Genomic DNA, 19,392 nt, shown 5'->3' with positions numbered 1-19,392 from the left:
TGCCTCCCGTCTGTCCCGGTGTCACCCGTCCAGTCGTTCGGCTTGCCGCAGACGCGCGGCGCAAACCCGTGTGCCCGTTATGCGGCTTCTCCGGTGGCGGCCGGCTTCGCACGGGGCCGCCGGTCGGGGTGGTCGCCGTCGCCGCCGCACAGCTCGGTGCTCAACCTTTTCACCAGGGCGGCGAGTTCGGTGTGGGCGGCGGGGTCCCAGTCGCCGAGCAGGCCGGCCAGGACGGTGCGCCTGGCCTCGGTGAGGCGGTCGGCGAGCGCGGTGCCGGACGCGGTGAGGGCCAGCGGGTTTCCCTCGCGTACCGCGTAGCCGCCGGACTCCGCCTCGACCGCTGCCGCCTCGATGACGTCGGCGGGCACGGTGGTGCGGCGGGCGAGTTCGACGGGGTCGGCCCGGCCGTCGTGGGCGAGGCGGAGCAGCAGCCAGCTGGTGGCGGGGTGGATGTCGAGGCCGGCCAGCCGGGTGATGCGGGTGTAGAGGTCGCGGCGGGCGTCCCGGCCGCCGAGCAGCGAAAGGCAGCGGGCGATCTCGTCGAGCGAGGTCCGCTCCACCGGGTTGACACCCACCGTCTCGGCGGCGTCCGGCACGGTGACGCTGCCCCGCAGCGGCTCCTCCTTGAGCAGCCAGGCCATCACGAAGCCGACCAGCGCGACGGGGACGGCCCACAGGAAGACCGTGGTGATGGCCTGCGAGTACGCGTGCAGGACCGGCGCCTTGACGGTCCCGGGCAGCCGGGCGATGGCCGTGGGGTCGGCCTGGAGCCGGGCTGGGTCGAAGCCGGCCGGCAGCCGGACCCCGCGCAGCGCGGAGGCCAGCTTGTCGGAGAGCTGGTTGGTGAAGACGGTGCCGAAGACGGAGACGCCGAAGGACGCGCCGATGGAGCGGAAGAAGGTCGCGCCGGAGGTCGCGGAGCCCAGGTCCTGGTAGCCGACCGCGTTCTGCACCGCGAGCACCAGCACCTGCATCACCAGGCCGAGCCCGAGGCCGAAGACGAAGAAGTACAGGCTCATCACCCAGGTGGCGGTGTGCTCGTCGAGCTGGTGCAGGAGCAGCAGGCCGACCGCGGTCACGGCGGTGCCGACGATCGGGAAGACCTTGTAGTGGCCGGTGCGGCTGACGATCTGGCCCGAGCCGGTGGAGGAGATCAGCAGACCGACCACCATCGGGATCATGTGGACGCCGGAGAGCGTCGGCGAGTAGCCGTGCACGACCTGGAGGAAGGTCGGCAGATAGGTCATGGCGCCGAACATCGCGAAGCCGATGATGAAGGAGATCACCGAGCACACCACGAAGGTCCGCACCCGGAAGAGCCGCGGCGGCAGCACGGGTTCCTGCGCGCGCCGCTCGATCAGCACGAAGACGGCGACCAGGGCGACACCGACCACCGCGAGGGTCACGATGCCGGCCGAGCCCCATGCCAGGGTGGTGCCGCCGAGCGAGGTGACCAGCACCAGGCAGGTGGCGGCGGAGGCCACCACCACCATGCCGGTGTAGTCGATCCGGTGCGAGGTGCGGCGCACCGGGATGTGCAGGACCGCGGCGATGACGGCGAGCGCGATGACGCCGATCGGCAGGTTGATGTAGAACACCCAGCGCCAGGAGAGCTGTTGGGTGAACACCCCGCCGAGCAGCGGCCCCAGCACACTGGCGGCGCCGAACACCCCGCCGAACACGCCCTGGTAGCGGCCCCGGTCGCGGGGCGGCACGATGTCCCCGACGATCGCCATGGACAGCACGATCAACCCGCCGCCGCCCAGGCCCTGCAGAGCCCGGAAGGCGATCAACTCACCCATGCTCTGGGCGACTCCGCACAGCGCGGAGCCGATCAGGAAGAGCACGATGACGCCCTGGAACAGCCGTTTCCGGCCGTACATGTCGCCGAGCTTGCCCCACAGCGGGGTGGCGGCGGTCGACGCGAGCAGATAGGCGGTGACCACCCAGGACAGATGGTCGATGCCGCCGAGTTCGCTGACGATGGTGGGCAGCGCGGTGGACACGATGGTCTGGTCGAGGGCCGCGAGCAGCAGTCCGAGGGCGAGGGCACCGATCGCGATCCGTACCCGGCGCCGGTCCTGGTCCGCACCCGGCGCCACCGCGGTGCTGGTGTCCTGGGCCATGGCAACGGCTCCTCGCGTCGCCCCCCGACGGTCGGACTCTCATATTTGCACCGTTTGTGCGGTTACGGCCTGCGGAAGTGCGCCACCGGAGAGGGGACCGGGTATGCGACGGCATGGGGTATCGGCATAATCACTGACACGTCTTTGCGAACGCGCGAACGACGGCGGGAGGGGAAACCAGTGGCGCCGCAGCAGCCGGACCGTACGGCAGGGCCGTACGAGCCTGACGACATCGGTGTGACCGGTGTGACCACGGAGATTGCCGTGGTCACAGTGGACGGCGGTGGCGAGGTCCGGGCCGCGGAACGCGCCGCCGAGCGGGCCGCCGCACTCGCGGTGGCCGAGGGCTTCCACCCGCTGCGCGTACGCCCCTACGTCGGCGACCCGGGCGACACCGCCGACGGCACGGATACGACCGTACGGCCGCTGATCGACGTGGCCGGCGAGGGCGAGGGCGGCCCGGCCACCACCGACCTCGGCCTCTTTCCCGCGGAATATGCCGCGATGGCGGCGGCGCAGGAATACCCGCTGGAGTATCCGTCCGACGACGACATCCGCGAGGCGGCTGCCGCCGCGGCACATGGACGGCACCGGCGCAGGCGGCGCGGCATCGTGGTCACCGCGGCGGCCGTCGCCGCGTCCGCGCTGGCCGCAGGGGCGGTGGCCGTGACCGGCTCGGTGATGGGCGATGAGCCGCGCGGCACCGACCGGGCGCTGCCCGAGCCCGCGTCGGCCGCTCCCGACGTCACATTGCCCGCGGACGCGGCGCCGGGGGCCGCCGTCACGCAGCCGGTGAGGGTCACCCGCTATCCGATGCGGGCGACGACGTCGCCCGCGCCCAAGCCGGCGCCGAGCGCGCCCGTCACGCCACTGGTCGTGGGGGGGGGGGGGGGGCGCGCGGGCGCGCGCCGCGCCCCCCCCCCGCCCCGCCCCCCCGCCGCCCCCCCCCCCCCCCCCCCCCCCCCCCCCCCCCCCCGGCGCCGCCGGCCCCCTCGGCCCCCGCGACGCCGCCGCAGAGCACTCAGCCGCCGGTTACGGCGACGGCGCCGCCCGCAGCGCCCACGACACCCGCGCCGCCCGCGGTGCTGCAACTCGGCGCGAGCGGGGCGGCGGTCACGGACCTCCAGCAGCGGCTCACCGAGGTGTGGGTCTACCGCGGGGCCATCGACGGGCGGTACGACATGGGTGTCGAGCAGGCGGTGGCGGTCTTCCAGATCTGGTACGGCGTCCGCGGTGACCCCTCCGGGGTCTATGGCCAGGCGACCCATACGGCTCTCGTCCGCGCCACCTCGCCGTCCGGTAACCCGCACCACTCCCACTGACCCCTCCCCGGGAGGGCCCCCACCCAACGGTGTGCCCGCGCAATCCCCGCGGGGGTGCCGTTTGCGGTGGCCCGCGCCTTGCCGGTGCCTCGGCCGAGCGCGTCCCGGGGCGGTGGCCGCCGTCCTCCCACGACGGTCCGCCGTGGCTCGCCACGCAGTTCCCCGCGCTCCTGAACGGCGTGCCCTCTTCCGCAGAGGAAGGGGGAAGCGCCCCAAAGGGGCGCGGGGAACTGCGCGCCCAGCCGAGACGGCGCAGCAGACAAGCACGCACCGCAAGGGGCAACCCCCAGGGGCGCGGGGAACTGCGCGACGAGCCACGATGCACCGCAAGGTGCGACGCCAGCGCAAGTGGCAATTCCCACCTGCGCGAGAAGCCACGACGGCGCGTCGGACAGGTGCGTACGACACGCGGCAACCACCCCAGCGGAGCGGAACGCGCCAGCCCTCCCCCGGGACGCGGGGAAGTGAGGGATCCGGACCTGTAAGGTCGAAAAGATGGCCTTCGGACTCCCCCAGTTCCAGCTCATGCTGCTGCGCAGAATGGCCGACCACCACCCCGGCCTGGTGGACGACGCGCTCCGCGCGCTGGGCGCGTCGCACGCCGACCTGAGGGAAGCGCACCGCGCCTGGCAGGCGCGGCTGCGCTCGCGGACGTATCCCGGCGGCGAGCGGGGGTACCGGCTGGCGCTCGGGCCACCCGTGGCGGAGGTCGAACGGCAGGTCGGCGACCTGACGTGCCGCGCGCTGCTGTGGCCGCTGCCGCTGTGGCCCGATCTGCGGTTCGAGGTGCTGTGCGCGCCCGGCGGCACGGCGGTGTGGAACGAGTGGCTGGTCCGCGCGCCCGGCGCGGCCCCTCCGCCGCTGAACGGCGTCGAGGACCTGACGCCCTGGTCCTGCGTCGTGGACGACGTGGCCCGCGCCTTCCCGCCCGCCGCCCCGCTCCCGGCGGACGCCCCGAGCCGCGCTCGGCTCGCGGTGACCGTGCCCGGCACCGGTGAACGCTTGGTGGCCCACTTCACCTGGGGCCTGCTGCAATTCGTGGTGGCGCCCTGAACCCAGGGTGGCGCCCCGAGCCCGGGGGCAATGCCCCGAGGCCGGCGTGGCGCCCCGACCAGGGGGTGGCGCCGCGGACCAGGGGGTGGCGCCGCACCCGAATATTTTGTATCTTCGAGGAACAAAGTGGTTCCGCCCGTCTCCCTGACCGGCGGGCGGAACCACTGAGTACGCCGCTAGGCCGTCCGAGGGAGTCCCATGCAGTCCGTGTTCACCGCCCGCGCTCTGCTGCTCGACATGGACGGGACTCTCGTCGACTCCGACGCGGTGGTGGAGCGCTGCTGGACCCGGTGGGCGGTCCGGCAGGGCCTGGACCCGGCCGCCGTCCTGGCGGTGGTGCACGGCCGGCAGGGCCACGCCACGATGGCCGCGCTGCTCCCGCACCGCCCCATGGCGCAGAATCACGCCGACAACGCGGTGGTGCTCGCCGAGGAGACCGCCGACCTCGTCGGCATCGTCCCGGTCCCCGGCGCCCCCGCCTTCCTGGCCGCGCTGGCCGGGCAGCCGCACGCCCTGGTGACCTCGGCGGGCGAGGCGCTCGCGCTGGCCAGGATGGGCGCCGCAGGGCTGCCGCTGCCGCCGGTCAGGGTCACCGCCGAGTGGGTGGGCGCCAGCAAGCCGGACCCCGAGGGCTTCCTCAAGGGCGCCGCCGAACTGGGCTTCACCCCCGAGGAGTGCCTGGTCTTCGAGGACGCCGAGGTCGGCATAGCCGCCGCCCGCGCCGCCGGGATGCGGGTGGTCGGCATCGGACCGCGAGCCGCCGCCCACGCACCGTCGGCCCACGCGGCGTCCCTTGAGGACGTACGGGTGACGGCCGCGGACGGCGTGCTCACGGTCACGGTGGGCTGAGGATCGGCCCCACCATGACGCGCCTCGCAGGGACCAAGGCTCAGCCGGCGATCGCTTCGTAGAGGCTGAAGCCGGCCAGCACCACCATGAAGGCCGCGGCGATCTTCGTGATGAGCGACAGCGGCACCCGCTTCATCAGCATCCGGCCGCCGAAGACGCCGAGGGCGGCGACCGCCCACAGGCCGAGCACCGCGCCGATGCCGACCGAGACCGGGTCGTCGTAGCGGGCGGCGAGGTTGGCGGTCATGATCTGGGTGAGGTCGCCGAACTCGGCCACCAGGATCAGCATGAAGCCGGCACCCGAGACCTTCCAGAAGCTCTGGTCGGAGGGCGCTTTGACGGTCTCCTCGTCGTCGCCCTTGGACAGCAGCAGCATGGCCGCGCCGGCCAGGAAGAGCACCCCGACCACTCCTTGCACCCAGCGGTGCGGCAGCAGCGTCAGCAGGCTGCCCGCGGCTATGGCGAGCGCGACATGGACCACGAAGGCCGCCGCGACGCCCGCGAAGACGTAGGAGGCCCGGTAGCGGGTACCGAGCATGAGGCTGGCGAGCGCGGTCTTGTCGGGGAGTTCGGCCAGGAAGATCACGCCGAAGACAACGGCTATGACAGTGAGGCTGAGCACGGGTCGGATTCCTCGATCGGTAGGGGCTGCCCTGCCGAGAGAGACCTGCGGAGATGAGGGGTCGCTTCGGCACGGCAGCGTCGGAACACTGCGGCCGAAGGTCTCGCTGGCCGCGGCACGTTCCCGTACCGCTGCCTCCGGGCGCCGGCCCCGGTCCACTGCCACGCCTTGCGGCGCCGCGTGCGAACCCGGGCAGTATGTCGACGGTCCGGCGAAGAGCTACTCCCCTTCTGCTGCGCACCAGTGTACGGGATGCTCGGCCTGGGCAGATTTTCTGCATCGGCATTGGTGCGGCGGCCACTTGGAGCCGGCCGGCGCCGAGGTGGCATTGCCGCGGCACGGGCACTTCCCCGCAGGCCCGAGCGTTGTTCGGGAAAGTATTCCTGTCGTGACAACGTCGTGATTGTCTCGTACGTCACGCACCCTGACCGGTGCCGTCGGCCCGCGCTGGCGTACGCTGTACGGCTGACGGCGGATGAAGATCCGCCGCCGTTGACGCGAGACCGGCACTGACAGCTCCGCAAGGCCTTGACCAGCACAAACGGGCACGGACACGGCACGGATCAAGCACCGTCAGGCATCGGAAAGCACTCTTGCGACACGCACGACCGACAGGACCCGACAACGACGCGTAGAACCGGCGAAGGACGAGGAGGCGCGGTGCTGCAAGGCCTGGGCTCTCTTTTCGAGTGGCCGTGGATCTATCTGCTCGTCGGGCTGTCCGTACTGCTCGACGTCTTCGTGCCGGTGCTGCCCAGCGGTGTGCTGGTGGTCAGCGCGGCGACCGCCGGGTCGACCGGCACCAGTGACGACATCCTCGATGTGCTCGCCCTGCTCGGCTGCGCCGCCGTGGCGTCCTGTGTCGGCGATCTGATCGCCTACCGGCTGGCCTTCCGCGGCGGCGAGTGGTTCAACCGGCGGATGGCGTCCTCGCAGCGGCTGTCGGCGGCGCACGACCGGCTCAGCCAGGTGCTGGACAGCGGCGGCGGCGCCCTGGTGGTGCTCGCCCGCTTCGCGCCCGCCGGCCGCAGCGTGGTCAGCCTGGGCGCGGGCACGGCCCGCCGCCGTCCGGGAGAGTTCCTGCCCTGGTCCGCGCTGGCCGGCGTCTGCTGGGCGACCTACAGCGTCGGCCTGGGCTGGGTCGGCGGCGAGTGGCTGGGCGCCAGTTGGCTCGGCACTTTGATGTCCTTCGTCGCCCTGCTGGGCGCGGGCGCCTTCGCCGCGTACGTCTTCCGGCGCGAGCGCCGTACGGCGATCGCCGCGGCCTATGCGGCGGTGCCGCTGACGATCCCGCCGCAGGGCACCACCGCCGGCCCCGACCGCAGTTCGGTCGTCGAAGCGCTCTGAGGCGTCCCAACTCCCTGACGCGCACCCACCAGTTCGACGTGCCCGCGCCGCTTCGAACTGCTCTCACCGCTCTCGAAACGGTCGAAGCTCTCCGAACTCGCGAAACTCTCCAAATCCCCGAAAACCACCGCCTGTGCGGGCTTCGGCGCGCCCGTGCGCGGGCGCACTCCCCCGCTTGAGCCAAAAGTATTCTCACTCGATACGGCAATAGGCAGCACCCTGAGTGGCCGAAAGAATATCTCCCGTATCACCTCCATACGGGAAGGACATGCACATGTCGGTTGATGCGGGCCAGGACGCCGCACTCGGCAATCCGCAGGACGACGCGCGTACGAGCCTTGACACGGCCGCCGCGCGGAATCTGGCCACGACAACCAAGTCCGCGCCTCAGATGCAGGGGATCTCGTCCAGGTGGCTGCTGCGTGTGCTGCCCTGGGTGCAGGTCAACGCGGGCACGTACCGGGTCAACCGGCGGCTGAGCTACGCGGTCGGGGACGGGCGGGTGACGTTCGTCAAGACCGGTTCGCAGGTCCGGGTCATCCCGCAGGAGCTGGGTGAGATCGCCGCGCTGCGGTCCTTCGACGACGTGGAGGGGCTGACCGCCCTGGCGGACCGTTTCGTCCAACGTGAGTTCGCACCCGGCGAGGTGCTGGTCGAAGCCGGCCAGCCGGCCGACACGGTCTTCCTGATCGCGCACGGCAAGGTCGAGAAGCTCGGCGAGGGATCGTACGGCGAGCAGAATCGTCTCGGCACCCTGGCCGACGGCGACCACTTCGGCGAGCAGGCACTGCTCGACGGGGACGCCGAGTCGGGATTCACCGCCCGCGCCGTCGCGGCCACCACCGTGCTCGCGCTGCCCCGGCAGGCGCTGCAGGAGCTGCTCGCCCAGGCGGCGCCGCTGCGCGAGCATCTGAACGCCGTCCGCGCGATCCCGCAGCAGCGGGCCAACAAGCGCGGCGAGGCGAACATCGAACTCGCCTCGGGCCACAAGGGCGAGGCCGCGCTGCCCGCCACGTATGTCGACTACGAGGTCAAGCCCCGCGAGTACGAGCTGAGCGTCGCCCAGACCGTGCTGCGGGTGCACAGCCGGGTCGCCGACCTCTACAACGAGCCGATGAACCAGACCGAGCAGCAGCTCAAGCTCACCGTCGAGGCGTTGCGCGAGCGCCAGGAGCACGAGCTGATCAACAACCCGGAGTACGGGCTGCTCAACAACGCGGAGTACGAGCAGCGCATCCAGCCGCACGCCGGGCCGCCGCTGCCCGACGACCTGGACGAGCTGATCAGCCGGCGCCGCGGCACCCGCTATCTGCTGGCCAACCCCAAGACGATCGCGGCCATCGCCCGGGAGTGGACCCGGGCCGGCATCTACCCCGACTCGGTCGAGGTGCTCGGCTCCCCCGTTCCCGCCTGGCGCGGCGTGCCGATCCTCAGCTGCAACAAGATCCCGATCTCCGAGGCCCGCACCAGCTCGATCATCGCGATCCGTACCGGCGAGGACAACCAGGGCGTCATCGGCCTCAACCAGACCGGTCTGCCCGACGAGTACGAACCCGGCCTGAACGTGCGCTTCATGGGGATCGACGACAAGGCCATCATCAGCTACCTGGTCAGTACGTACTTCTCCGCGGCCGTCCTGGTGCCCGACGCGCTGGGCGTGCTGGAGAACGTGAACGTGTCCAACTGGCGCTGAGCGCGGCGCACACGGCCGCGCCTCCACGGCGCGGCCGGAACGGCTCGAAGGTGCGGCCCCGCCGCCCGGTCCTGACCGGGCGGCGGGGCCGTTCTCGCGTGTGCCCACGGCTGCCGCGGGCTCACAGCAGTTGGCGGAAGACGTCCGCCGAGACCGCGAGACCGCTGCCGAAGGGCGCGTCCAGGTCCCAGATGAGGAACAGCAGGAAAGCGATGAGCGCGCTGAACAGCCCGGCGAGCAGCAGCTCCTTGGCCGATCTCCTGATCTGTAGTGTGAAGATCAGCCCGACCGTCACCAGCGCGCCGGTGATCAGCCCGAACCAGACCACCCCCGGCATTGTCGCGCCCACGCTCTGCCCGCGCGAGGCCCGCGCCATGTCGGCGGCGGCGACCTCGTCCACCACCGGCTGGTACGCCTGCGCCGCCAGATCGCTCTTCGGGTCGAACTGCGTCACGTCGGTACGCACCTGGTCGAGCAACTGCGTGCCCCGCGGCGAGAGTTCGCCGTGGCTGCGCATGTAGGGCCACTCCTTGTCTGCGACGAAGGCGGCATAGGCGTCGACGTCGGCCCGTACCTTGTCCCGCACCGCGGGGGGATAGACCTGCACCCGGACCTTCACCTCGTGCAGCGCCTGCGCCTCGGCCAGCGTGTCGGCCTGCGCACCGCCCCTGCCCTCCCACACTCCGGCGATCGCCAGGCCCAGCACGATCGCGTAGATCACCCCGATCATCATCACCATGTACTCGATGACGTCCGGCGTCTCGCTCGGGTCGTCGTCCTCGGCGATCCTGCGCTGCCTCAGGACGACCACGGTGATGACGACCGCGCAGACCGCGATCATCGCGATCAGCAGTACCGCCCATTGCGACATCTGAACTCCCCCTCCAGTCCTACCGGTTGTTTCTGCGGTACGCCCCGGACCCGGGCTTGAGCACGGCCGCCGCCAGCAGTCCCGGCACCGTCGTGAGCAGCATCGTGGTCGTCAGCTTCCGCCGGTGCGGCGCCGGTGCCGTGGCCGGCACGATCGCCTGCCGGGGCCAGTGCACGACGGGCGGCGCGGGCTTCGGTGCGGGTTTCGGCGTCGGCTTCGGCTTCGGTACGGGCCTGGGCTCGGGCTTCGGCGCGGGTGCGGGCTCGGGTACGGCTCTCACCACCGGTTTCGGTCGCGGCGCGGGCTTGGGCGCCGGCTTCGGTACGGGTGTGGGCGTCGGCGTGGGCGTGGGTTTGGACGGCGGTTCCGTCGGTGGTGTGGTCGGCGGCGGCAGTGTGGTCGGGGGCTTGGTCGGCGGCGGCGGTGTGGTCGGCGGCTTGGTCGGCGGGTGCGGGTGCTTGCGGCAGTGCAGCGGGTCGGGCCACTTCCAGGGCGGGTGCCACCGCCCGCACCAGTGCGCGGGCCGCGGATGCGCCGGCCTCGGCCAGCGCGGCGGCCGGGGCCGGTGCGGCCCGGGCTGGTGCGGCTCATGGCCGTTCGGCGTCGGCGTCGGCTGATCGCTGTGCGGCGGCCAGGGGCCGGGCCGCGGTATGTGCGGCAGCGCCGACACGGTGACGGACACGGGCGGGCTGACGGGCGCAACCGGTTGCGGGCCGACGGGGGTGGCCGCCGCCACCCCGCCCAACCCCCACGCGCCCACGGCCGCCGTCACGACGGCAAGCGCCGCCCACGCACGTACGCGCTTCCCCCTCGGAGTGCTCACCCACTCATCGTCAGCACCCCGGCGCCCTTCGCGCCCGCGTATGCCGACCATTCCCCGGAAGGAGTAATGGACCCGCTAAACATTCGATCACCTGCGCGAATTCGCACACGGTGGAAGCGGCGCCGAAGGCCTGCCGGGTGGGGAGGGGTGGGCGTGGACGGTTTCGAACCGCCGACATCCGCCTTGTAAGGGCGGCGCTCTACCACTGAGCTACACGCCCCGGAGACTGCGACGTCACAGGTTACCTTGCCGCGGGGGCGGGTGGGCAAGCGCATACCCGGACACGTGCGGGCAGGAGGCGGCGGACGGACCGGGCCGTGTGTTCGAGGCGGGCGGGTGGGAGGATGGAGCCGATGGTGGTGGGCGGCGAGCGCGGGGAGAGAGAGTCACTGTGACGACGGCACGTTCGTGGTGGCGGCGCGGCGACAACCTGCGTGCGGAGGCCCAGGCGGCGAAGGACGCGGCGGCCCAGGCCTTCTACGAGCTGGACACCGCGCAGCGCGACCTGGAGATCTCGATCGAGACCATCTCCGCGGTGGAGGAGTCCGCCGACTCGCGCCGGGCGCTGTCCGGCTTCCAGGCGCTCGGCGAGCGGATCGACCAGGTCAGCGCGGCCTACATCGCCACCGTCGACGCCCATGACCTGGACCGGGACGAGCTGGACCACGCGTCCGCCTCCCGGGCGGTCAGCGAGCTGACCCGGGCCAAGGACGACCTGGTCAACGCCAGGACCGAGCTGGAGCGCTACCAGTCGACGATGACGCCGCTGCTGAACCGGGCGGAGACCCAGCTGGCCCGGCTGGCGCCAGCGCGGGAGCGGGCCAAGCAGTCGCTGCTGGCGGCGAGCAACGCGCTGGACGAGGTCCGCGCCGCCGGGATCACCGCGGACGATCTCGCGGCCCGGCTGGCGGCGCTGGCGCCCGAGCTGACCAAGCTCAACGAGGGTCCCGCCAAGCACGGCGTGAAGGAGACCGTGCAGCGCGCCGACGACGTCCGCCGCAAGGCGGAGGCGGTACGCGCCGAGGCCGAGCGGCTGCCCGAGCAGGCCAGGGAGATCGACAAGCGGCTGGTGTCGCTGCGTACCCGGGTGCAGGCCCTCGGCACCCGGGCGGAGGGCGTCGCGCCGGTGCTCAGCGAGCTGCGGCGGCGTTTCTCGCTGGCCTGCTGGGAGGACCTCCAGCAGGTGCCTGAGCAGGCCGACCAGGCCGTACGGCAGGCGGAGGCGACGCTGGCCGAGGCGCGCAGGGCGCGGGACGGGCAGCAGTGGTCGCAGGCCGCCGCGAAGCTGGCCGAGGTCCGCACCCTGATGGACGACGTGGACGGCGCGGTGGGCGCGGCCGGCGACCGGCTGCGCCGGCTGAACGAGGTACGCAAGGACCCGAAGGCCGAGGTCGAGCGGACCCGCTTCGTGGTCAGGGACGCCCAGCGGCTGGCGATGCAGGGCCGTTCCACGCCGGAGCCGCGGCATGCCCGCCCGCTGGACGAGGCGGTGGCAAGGCTGGACCGGGCGCTGGCCGCGCTGGAGGGCCGGCACCCGGACTACTGGGCCTTCCTCACCGAGACGGCCGCCGTCCGGGAGACGGCGAACCGTGTGGTGTCCAACATCAGGGAGGACCGGGCGGCAGGCCGCGCCTGACGCCCCCGTGTCGGGCCGGACCGGGCAGGCCCCGGGTCGGCGGCAGGCGGTGCCGACCCTCATCCCGGCCCGCGTCGGGCCCGAGCAACGCGCCCCGTCGGTCAGCTGCAGCAACCGCCGCCGCAGCAGCCGCCCCCGCCCGCGGGCGCCGGCGCGGGGCCCGCGGACCCGGCCGCCGAGGCGGTGCCGCCCACCGACACGGTGGAGAGCAGCTTCACCGTGTCGCCGTGGCCCTGCGGGCAGGGCGCGGGGGCGCTGGACTGCGACATCGGGCGGCGCATCTCGAAGGTGGCGCCACAGGTCTTGCACCGGTACTCGTAACGAGGCATGGCCTCAGGGTAGCGGGCACCCGGGCCGCGCTGCTGCCCCGGCGGCCCGGACCTATCCTGGAACAACGGCGTTCCTCGACGAGTCCAGCCCCCGAAGGAGGCCGCCCATGCGACTCGACGACCACTTCCCCGCCGATCACCGGCTGAGCCAGGTCTACCGCTTCGGAGCGGGAATCATGGGCCTGATTCTCGTCGTCTTCGGCATCCTCGGCCTGCTGAACGGTGTGTCGTTCCTGTCCAAGGCGGGTGAACGCATCGCCGGACTGAATTCCAACGGCGCGCTGAGCATCATCTCCATCGTGATCGGCGGCCTGCTCTTCGTGGGCATGGTCGCCGGCGGCAATTTCGCCTCCACGCTGAACATCTGCGTGGGCGTCGCCTTCCTGCTCAGCGGCTTCGTGAATCTGGCGCTGCTGGACACCGGGAACAATCTGCTGGCGTTCAAGATGTCGAACGTGCTGTTCAGCTTCGCCGTCGGGGTGATGCTGCTGTTCTTCGGGATGTACGGGCGGATCACCGGCGGGCTTCCGCACGACAATCCGTACTGGCAGCGGCGCCACCCGGAGGAGGCCGCGCGCGAGCGCGAGGCCCGGCAGCGCGCGGCGGTGGCCGCCACGAGGCCACCGCCGCGGCGCCCGGGACTGCCCCAGCACTGAGCCGGGAAAGCCGCGGGGTGCTGCGGAGAGACGGGCGCTACGGGCGCTTGCGGGCCAGCGTGAGGCCGTCGGCCACGGTGAGCAGGACGTCGTCCACCCGGTCGTCGGCCCGCACATGGTCGTTGAAGGCGCGGACGGCGGCGCCCCCGCCGGTGGCCGCCGGGTCGGCGACATCGCCGTGGTAGAGGGTGTTGTCGACCACGAGCAGGCCGCCGGGCCTCAGCCGCGGCAGCAGCTCCTCCCAGTAGTCGATGTAGGACTCCTTGTCGGCGTCGAGGAAGACCAGGTCGATCCAGCTGCCGCCGGGCAGTGCCCGCAGCGTGTCGATCGCCGGGGCGATCCGCAGGTCGATCCGGTCGGCGACGCCCGCCTTCGCCCAGGCCTCGCGGCCCACCGCGGTCCACTCCTCGGAGATGTCGCAGGCGATCAGCCGCCCGCCGGCGGGCAGCGCCCGCGCCATGGACAGCGCCGAGAAGCCGGTGAAGGTGCCGACCTCCACGATCTGCCGGGCGCCGGTCAGCCGGACCAGGAAGGCCAGCAGCGGCCCCTGCTCCTCGGCGGTCTGCATGCCCGACACATCGGCGAGGCTGCGGTGGGTGACCTCGATCAGCTCGCGCTCGATCGGGTCGAGCGGCGGGTTGTGATCGAGGACGTATCCGTACAGCTCGGGCGTGAGCTGGGGGTTCTTCGTTTCGTACAAGAGTCTGCTCCCAGGTGCGGCGCTTAGGGTGACGGGATGCTTGTCGATGACGCGGTTGCCCTGGTGCCCAGCATCCCAGGCCGCCGCGCGCTGCTGGGTCTGGCGGGGGCGCCCGCCGCCGGCAAGTCGACCCTGGCGCGGCGCCTGGTCACGGGCGTCAACGACCGGCTCGGCGCCGATACGGCCGCGTACGTCCCGATGGACGGCTTCCATCTGGCCAACGCCCAATTGGACCGGCTGCACCTGCGGGACCGCAAGGGCGCCCCGGAGACCTTCGACGTCGACGGCTACGTGGTGCTGCTGCGGCGGCTCCGCGCGGAGCGGTCGAACCCGGTGTACGCGCCGGACTTCGACCGGCGGATCGACGAGCCGGTCGCCGCGGGGCTCGTCATCCCCGCATCGGCGGCGCTCGTGGTGACCGAGGGCAACTACCTGGCCGACGACGGCCCCGGGTGGGCAGGGGTCCGCGACCTCCTGGACGAGCTGTGGTACGTCGAGACCCCGCGCCGGCTGCGCGAGCGGCGGCTGCTGCGGCGGCATGTCCGCGGCGGGCGCAGCGAGCGGGAGGCCCGCGAATTCATCGCGTCCAGCGAACGCCTCAACGCCCGCCGCGTCGAGCTGACCCGGGCGCACTGCACCCGGGTGGTCTCCCCCCGGGACCCCTGACCCCTGCCCCCGGCGGGCGACGGTCAGGCCCGGACGCCGGCCAGGAACCGCCGGAGGATCTCCTCGCCGGCCGCCACACCGCCGACACCCAGCGCGGACACGTGCGGCGCCGTCCAGCCGGAGTCGGCCAGCTCGCCGTGGCCCGGCGTCCAGCCGGCGTCCGCGGCCAGCAGCAGATCGGCGTCCAGGAGCGAGTCGCCGGCCGCGATGACCCGGTCGGCGCCGGTGCGCCGGACGACCTCGGCGAGGGCCGCGCTCTTGGACAGCGGCTTGGGCACGGCGTAGATCTTGCGGCCCTGGAGCGACACGGTCCAGCCCAGCGGCTCGGCCCAGGCGGCGAGTTCCTTGACCCAGCCGGCGGGGAGCCGGTCCCGGTCCACCACCAGGTAGGCGAACAGCTCCTCCGCGACCCGCTCCTTGCGCAGCCATTCGGGGTCCGCGGTGGCGGCCAGGTGCGCGCGCACCTCGGCGAGCGGCGCGGACCCCTCGGTGAGCCGCCGCCGCATCTCGGCGTTCCAGTCGTGGTCGGTGCGCCCGGCGACCAGCAGGTGGCCGCCGTTGGCGCAGATCGCGTAGCTCGGCTGCGGCCCCGGCAGGCTGATCCGCCGGTACTGCTTGCGGGTGCGGGTGGTGGCGGGCACGAAGCGTACGGCGTCGGCGAGTTCGACCAGCAGCCGGCCGGCCGCCTCCGTCATGTACGACAGCGGCTTCGCCTCGTGGACCTCGACCGTCAGCAGCCGGGGCGCCTCCTCGTCGGGCATGGCCAGGGCGAGCGCGGCGGCGGAGTAGATGAGGGTGCGGTCGAGGTCGCTGGCGACGATCGTCCGGCTGTAGGTGCGGTTCACGGGCCGGTCACCGCCTTGCCGTCGGTGCCGGTCGCGCCGCGGGTGTAGCGGGGGTGGATCAGGCCGACGCAGGAGTACGGCAGCCCGTCGGTCTCCTCGACGGGCACACCGCGCTGGGCGGCGAGCAGCCTGACGTGGTCGAGGTCGGCGCCCGCGCCGCGCTGGGCGAGGATCTTCCACGGGACGCGGCGCAGCAGTACCCGGGTGGTCTCGCCGACGCCTGGCTTGACCAGGTTGATGTCGCCGATGCCGTACTCCTCGCTGATCCGCTCGACCGCGGCCCAGCCCGCCCAGGTGGGTGAGCGGTCCTGGGAGCGCAGCGACTTGACGTCCTCGGCGACGCCGGCGCCGACGGTGTCGAAGGCGGCGGTGACGGTGTCGAGGAAGAGCGCGGAGACGTCGGAGCCCGCGAGGTCGCGGTAGAACTTGGCGCCGTGGAATTCGCCGGGCCCGATGAGGTCGGCGCGCAGCACGGTGCGCGAGACCAGGCCGGAGACGGTGGAGTTGAGGCACGCGGAGGGGATCAGGAAGTCGTCGCGGGTGCCGTAGGTGGACACGCAGCCGCCGGGGTCGGCCAGGACCGCGATCTCCGGGCGGAAGCCGGGGAAGTCGCCCATGGCGTCGGCGAGTTCGCGGGTGATGGCGCCCTTGCCCGTCCAGCCGTCGACGAAGACGGCGTCGGCCGGGTCGTGGTGGGCGGCGAGCCAGCCGAGCGCGGCGGGGTCGATGCCGCGCCCGCGGACGATGGAGACGGCGTAGTGCGGCAGGTCGAGGCCGTGCGCGTGCCGGGCCCAGCGGCGCATCAGCACCCCGACGGGGGTGCCGGCCCTGGCGAGCGAGACCAGGACGGCGTCGGGGCCGCGCTCGGCGAGCACCAGTTCGGTGACGGCGCCGACCGCGCGGGCGATCCGCTCGGCGGAGGTGGCCAGCGCGGCCTTGAACAGCTGCTGGTATTCCGGGCTCGGCTGGTATTCGACCGGCAACGACTCCGCGTAGTGCGCGCCGCCGCTCTGTATGGCCTCCTCGCGCTCCTCGGTGGGCGCTTCGAGCGGCACGTCGGACAGGTCCTTGAGCAGCCAGCCCACCTCGTCCGCCGCGTACGATCCGAAGGCGGGTCCGCGCAGCGGCCGGGTGGATGCACTCATGGGGCCAGGGTTTCCGTTCGGTCGGTAGGAGGGCACGACGGCGAGCAGCACCGTGCCGGTGTGCGCGGCGAGCTGCGCGAGCAGTCCGCCGGGCGCGTGCAGGGCCGGGGTGTCCCCGGCGGAGTCCACGACGCAGAGCACCGCGTCGAAGCCGCCGCCCGCGACGTTGTAGGCGTACCGCTCGGGCGGGCCGCCGTCGGCGGGCGCGTCGTGCGCGGGGAAGACCAGGCGGCTGCGGATCGCGTAGCCGGGGTCGTCCACGGCGAGCACGGGCGAGCGGGTGGTGGTCGAGACGTACGCCTCGACGCCGTGCGCCTCGACGGCCTGGGCGAGCCGCAGCGGCGCGTACATCAGCTCCTCGCTGCCGAGGACGAGCACCCGGCGGGCGCCGGCCGGCAGGGCGCCGGCGATGCGGCGGCCCATGGCGGGGAGCGCGGCCTCCAGGCCCTCCCGGTGCGCGGGCAGGAAGCCGTGCCGGCCGCCGTCGGGTATCCCGGCGGGCCAGCCGAGGGCGACCCGCCGCACCGGCGCCGCGGGGGCCGGCGGCGGGTCCGCGGGCTGCCGGGCCGCCACCAGGGCCTGCGCCCTGGCCAGGACGTCGGCCGGGAGCGAGACCGTGCCCGCGGCCAGCGACAGGATGTCCACCCGGGCGCCGAGGCCGGCGGCGAACGCGGTGAGCCGGTCGCGGTCGGCCGGGGAGCGCATGTCGGTGAGGGCGACGACGACGTAGCGGTCGCGGGGGCGGCGGCGGTGCAGGTCGCGGACGGTATTGAGGACGGTCTGCCCGGTGGAGAACTCGTCGTCGACCAGCACCAGCGGTCCCGCGCCGCCGAGCAGGGCGGGGTCCTCGGGAAGCAGCAGGTGCCCGGTGGCGTGGCTGTGCTCCTCCTGGAAGGCGCCGCCGGAGGCCAGACCCGGCACCTCGCGCCGGGTGGAGTGCAGGTAGGGCACGGCTCCGACGCCGTCGGCGACCGCGTGGCCGAGCCCGGTGGCGGTCTCGGCGTAGCCGACGACGACGGCCCTGGCGGCCTCGTCCTCGCCCAGCAGGGCGCGGACCCGCAGGCCGAGGTCGTGGGCGTGCCCGTAGACCGTGCCGGGGCGCTGCGGCACATGCTTGCCGAGCACGTTCGACACCAGCAGGTGGGCCCGCTTGGGGTTGCGCCGCAGGGCGAGGCCCAGCAGGTCGCGCAGGCCCTCGCCGTGCAGGGCGATGCCGAGGCGGTCGGCGACCCACTGTCCCGTCCAGGGCGGTGTCGTCAGCATGCGGTGCCGGTCTTCTTCCATGGTTGCCATCACTGCTACAAGGATGCCTGGTCAGTCCTGCGGCAGGCTGGCCGCCAGCAGCTCGACGAAGCTGATGCCCTCGCGGGCGGCCCCGAAGACCTCGGCCCTGCGCAGGGTGCGCTCGGCCCAGGCCCGGTGCGGCTTGACCTCGTTCATCTTGTTCGTGTAGGCGGAACGCAGTACGCCGCCGCCGCTGCGGTCCTCGTGCAGGATGTCGGCCGCGTCGGTGTATTCCTCGTGGGTGACCACGCTCAGCGCGTGCACGACCGGCACGTGGGTGGGGTGGATGCAGGTCTTGCCCTGGAGCCCGTTGGCGCGGTCCAGCTCGATCTCGCGCAGCAGCCCGTCCATGTCGCGCTCCAGCAGGGCCTCGCGCAGGTCCTCGGCCTCGGGGGTGAAGGGGCTGCGGCGCAGCTGCGGCTTGAACATCCGCTCCTGGTGGCGGAAGTATTCCCAGACCGGTCCTGTCACCACGAAGCCGCTGCCGTCGGCGCGGCCCAGCACGTTGACCACGTCGGCGATCACCGCGGCGACGATCTGGACGTCGTAGGCGGTCATGGCCGGGGCGCGGCGCAGCCCGTAGGTGGAGCAGAAGTCGGTGACGCCGAGCCGCAGCGCGAGCACCCGCTCACGGTATTTGTCGACGGTGCGGGAAATGCCGTAGAGCGTTTCGACCCGGCTTTCCAGGTGCATCAGCTCGGGCGACTCCAGCACGGGCATGGCGAACAGCCGCCGCCCGCTGGAGGCCTCGGCGGCGCTGAGCGCCTCCAGGAAGGGGACGCCGGACTCCTCGGTGAATTTGGGCAGGACGAAGCCGGAGAGCAGCGCCGCGTTCTCGCCGAGGCGGTGCACGAGGTCGGTGATCTGGGCGGGGGTGCGGACCCGGATGAACAGCAGCGGGATGTCGCCGCCCGCGCCGGGGCGGGCGGATAGCTCGGCGAACTGCCGGACGAGGTTGGCCTCACCGGCCGGGACGTCCCGGTCGTCGATGGAGTCCTCCAGGCACAGCACCATGGACACGACCCCGCGGGCGGCCTGCTTGAGCACGTCGGCGGCGAGCGTGAGGCGGGTGGCCGGGCTGTAGAGCGTGGCCCCGAGGGCCGCCGCGAGCGTACGAGCCGGCGAGTCGGCAGTGAACTCCTGCGGCTCGCGGTGGAACAGTTCTTCCCTCGTCTCTGCAGCGAGGTGTCCGAAGTGTCGCATTGCGCCCCCTTTCAATCATACGGGCCTGAGGACATCTGGCCGATTATCGTACGGGCGGCCATGTGACACTCGTTCCCTCAGCGCGTGAAATACAAGTAACCGGCGCAGGTCCACCGTGTGACGTTCTGCATGCCGGGCGCGGTTGCGACCTCCGCGGGCGGCTCCACCGGACATGTCGCCCATGGACGATCTTCCGCCGACCCGCGGTCCGGCGTTGTGAGC

General features: G+C 72.8%; 18 protein-coding genes and 1 tRNA gene. 9 read left to right on the top strand and 10 right to left on the bottom strand.

All coding sequences use genetic code 11. The annotated features are described in order from the left end of the window. Positions 1-77: 77 nt before the first annotated feature. Together V7E46_RS07435 and V7E46_RS07430 are read right to left on the bottom strand one after the other, a co-directional pair. Positions 78-2,126 carry an MFS transporter gene (locus V7E46_RS07435; protein ID WP_333767662.1) on the bottom strand — a complete coding sequence of 683 codons (2,049 nt, stop codon included), beginning with the start codon at positions 2,124-2,126 and terminating at the stop codon, positions 78-80. A gap of 371 nt (positions 2,127-2,497) precedes the next feature. Next, entirely contained in the window at positions 2,498-2,929 is a 432-nt protein-coding gene (locus V7E46_RS07430) for a hypothetical protein (RefSeq protein WP_333767661.1), read from the bottom strand. A gap of 279 nt (positions 2,930-3,208) precedes the next feature. Between V7E46_RS07430 and V7E46_RS07425 the strand changes: the two genes are divergently transcribed. The 3 genes from V7E46_RS07425 to V7E46_RS07415 all read left to right on the top strand — a co-directional run bounded on the left by V7E46_RS07425 (position 3,209) and on the right by V7E46_RS07415 (position 5,350). After that, on the top strand, positions 3,209-3,448 hold the full coding sequence (locus V7E46_RS07425) for a peptidoglycan-binding domain-containing protein (RefSeq protein ID WP_333767660.1): 240 nt from the start codon (positions 3,209-3,211) through the stop codon (positions 3,446-3,448). A 495-nt stretch (positions 3,449-3,943) separates the two neighbouring features. Then, entirely contained in the window at positions 3,944-4,501 is a 558-nt protein-coding gene (locus V7E46_RS07420) for a hypothetical protein (RefSeq protein WP_333767659.1), read from the top strand. Between the two features lie 198 nt (positions 4,502-4,699). Continuing rightward, positions 4,700-5,350, top strand: a complete 651-nt coding sequence (locus tag V7E46_RS07415; RefSeq protein WP_333767658.1) for an HAD-IA family hydrolase — start codon at positions 4,700-4,702, stop codon at positions 5,348-5,350. A gap of 40 nt (positions 5,351-5,390) precedes the next feature. On the opposite strand, the gene V7E46_RS07410 is transcribed toward V7E46_RS07415, so the two are convergent. Continuing rightward, on the bottom strand, positions 5,391-5,972 hold the full coding sequence (locus V7E46_RS07410) for a TMEM165/GDT1 family protein (RefSeq protein ID WP_333767657.1): 582 nt from the start codon (positions 5,970-5,972) through the stop codon (positions 5,391-5,393). A 660-nt stretch (positions 5,973-6,632) separates the two neighbouring features. On the opposite strand from V7E46_RS07410, the gene V7E46_RS07405 reads away from it, so the two are divergent. Further along, positions 6,633-7,319, top strand: coding sequence for a DedA family protein (locus V7E46_RS07405; RefSeq protein WP_333767656.1), 687 nt, complete (start codon positions 6,633-6,635; stop codon positions 7,317-7,319). A 274-nt stretch (positions 7,320-7,593) separates the two neighbouring features. Then, positions 7,594-9,012: a family 2B encapsulin nanocompartment shell protein gene (locus V7E46_RS07400; protein ID WP_333767655.1), complete on the top strand. Its 1,419-nt coding sequence runs from the start codon at positions 7,594-7,596 to the stop codon at positions 9,010-9,012. Positions 9,013-9,133: 121 nt separating this feature from the next. Here the strand turns inward: V7E46_RS07400 and V7E46_RS07395 are convergent, their stop codons facing one another. After that, positions 9,134-9,883 (bottom strand): bestrophin-like domain, encoded by a 750-nt coding sequence (locus V7E46_RS07395; protein ID WP_333767654.1) that lies wholly within the window; start codon positions 9,881-9,883, stop codon positions 9,134-9,136. A 56-nt stretch (positions 9,884-9,939) separates the two neighbouring features. Between V7E46_RS07395 and V7E46_RS07390 the strand changes: the two genes are divergently transcribed. Beyond that, on the top strand, positions 9,940-10,500 hold the full coding sequence (locus V7E46_RS07390) for a hypothetical protein (protein ID WP_333767653.1): 561 nt from the start codon (positions 9,940-9,942) through the stop codon (positions 10,498-10,500). Positions 10,501-10,854: 354 nt separating this feature from the next. Here V7E46_RS07390 and V7E46_RS07385 read toward each other — a convergent pair. Then, a tRNA-Val gene (locus V7E46_RS07385) sits at positions 10,855-10,926 on the bottom strand. A gap of 171 nt (positions 10,927-11,097) precedes the next feature. Here V7E46_RS07385 and V7E46_RS07380 point away from each other — a divergent pair. Next, a complete protein-coding gene (locus V7E46_RS07380; protein ID WP_333767652.1) occupies positions 11,098-12,342 on the top strand; it encodes a hypothetical protein in 1,245 nt (414 codons plus the stop codon). 101 nt (positions 12,343-12,443) lie between these two features. Here V7E46_RS07380 and V7E46_RS07375 read toward each other — a convergent pair whose 3' ends face one another. Continuing rightward, the gene (locus V7E46_RS07375; protein WP_333767651.1) at positions 12,444-12,671 is read right to left on the bottom strand and encodes an FmdB family zinc ribbon protein; all 228 of its coding nucleotides are present in this window, start codon (positions 12,669-12,671) and stop codon (positions 12,444-12,446) included. A 107-nt stretch (positions 12,672-12,778) separates the two neighbouring features. On the opposite strand from V7E46_RS07375, the gene V7E46_RS07370 reads away from it, so the two are divergent. Next, a complete protein-coding gene (locus V7E46_RS07370) occupies positions 12,779-13,327 on the top strand; it encodes a DUF4383 domain-containing protein (RefSeq protein WP_333767650.1) in 549 nt (182 codons plus the stop codon). A gap of 37 nt (positions 13,328-13,364) precedes the next feature. Here V7E46_RS07370 and V7E46_RS07365 read toward each other — a convergent pair whose 3' ends face one another. Further along, positions 13,365-14,027 (bottom strand): O-methyltransferase, encoded by a 663-nt coding sequence (locus V7E46_RS07365; RefSeq protein WP_333767649.1) that lies wholly within the window; start codon positions 14,025-14,027, stop codon positions 13,365-13,367. A 36-nt stretch (positions 14,028-14,063) separates the two neighbouring features. On the opposite strand from V7E46_RS07365, the gene V7E46_RS07360 reads away from it, so the two are divergent. Continuing rightward, positions 14,064-14,693, top strand: coding sequence for a nucleoside/nucleotide kinase family protein (locus V7E46_RS07360; RefSeq protein WP_333767648.1), 630 nt, complete (start codon positions 14,064-14,066; stop codon positions 14,691-14,693). Positions 14,694-14,716: 23 nt separating this feature from the next. On the opposite strand, the gene V7E46_RS07355 is transcribed toward V7E46_RS07360, so the two are convergent. The 3 genes from V7E46_RS07355 to V7E46_RS07345 are packed head-to-tail and all read right to left on the bottom strand — an operon-like array spanning position 14,717 to position 19,170. After that, positions 14,717-15,538 (bottom strand): HAD family hydrolase, encoded by an 822-nt coding sequence (locus V7E46_RS07355; protein ID WP_333767647.1) that lies wholly within the window; start codon positions 15,536-15,538, stop codon positions 14,717-14,719. Then, entirely contained in the window at positions 15,535-17,976 is a 2,442-nt protein-coding gene (locus V7E46_RS07350; protein ID WP_333767646.1) for a phosphoribosyltransferase, read from the bottom strand. The genes V7E46_RS07355 and V7E46_RS07350 overlap by 4 nt, the downstream gene beginning before the upstream one ends. 21 nt (positions 17,977-17,997) lie before the next feature. Beyond that, positions 17,998-19,170 (bottom strand): HpcH/HpaI aldolase/citrate lyase family protein, encoded by a 1,173-nt coding sequence (locus V7E46_RS07345; protein ID WP_333767645.1) that lies wholly within the window; start codon positions 19,168-19,170, stop codon positions 17,998-18,000. Positions 19,171-19,392 lie beyond the last annotated feature (222 nt).

The organism is Streptomyces sp. IBSBF 2435, from assembly GCF_036815005.1.
Lineage (GTDB): Bacteria > Actinomycetota > Actinomycetes > Streptomycetales > Streptomycetaceae > Actinacidiphila.
Note: the sequence above shows the minus strand (reverse complement) of the source record. Positions and strands in the feature narration are given on the sequence as shown.

Excerpts from the sequence above, each read along its gene's own strand:
- V7E46_RS07435 (WP_333767662.1), bottom strand. The coding sequence starts at position 2,126 with ATGGCCCAGGACACCAGCACCGCGGTGGCGCCGGGTGCGGACCAGGAC.
- V7E46_RS07420 (WP_333767659.1), top strand. The coding sequence starts at position 3,944 with ATGGCCTTCGGACTCCCCCAGTTCCAGCTCATGCTGCTGCGCAGAATG.
- V7E46_RS07415 (WP_333767658.1), top strand. The coding sequence starts at position 4,700 with ATGCAGTCCGTGTTCACCGCCCGCGCTCTGCTGCTCGACATGGACGGG.
- V7E46_RS07400 (WP_333767655.1), top strand. The coding sequence starts at position 7,594 with ATGTCGGTTGATGCGGGCCAGGACGCCGCACTCGGCAATCCGCAGGAC.
- V7E46_RS07395 (WP_333767654.1), bottom strand. The coding sequence starts at position 9,883 with ATGTCGCAATGGGCGGTACTGCTGATCGCGATGATCGCGGTCTGCGCG.
- V7E46_RS07375 (WP_333767651.1), bottom strand. The coding sequence starts at position 12,671 with ATGCCTCGTTACGAGTACCGGTGCAAGACCTGTGGCGCCACCTTCGAG.
- V7E46_RS07370 (WP_333767650.1), top strand. The coding sequence starts at position 12,779 with ATGCGACTCGACGACCACTTCCCCGCCGATCACCGGCTGAGCCAGGTC.
- V7E46_RS07360 (WP_333767648.1), top strand. The coding sequence starts at position 14,064 with ATGCTTGTCGATGACGCGGTTGCCCTGGTGCCCAGCATCCCAGGCCGC.
- V7E46_RS07350 (WP_333767646.1), bottom strand. The coding sequence starts at position 17,976 with ATGGCAACCATGGAAGAAGACCGGCACCGCATGCTGACGACACCGCCC.
- V7E46_RS07345 (WP_333767645.1), bottom strand. The coding sequence starts at position 19,170 with ATGCGACACTTCGGACACCTCGCTGCAGAGACGAGGGAAGAACTGTTC.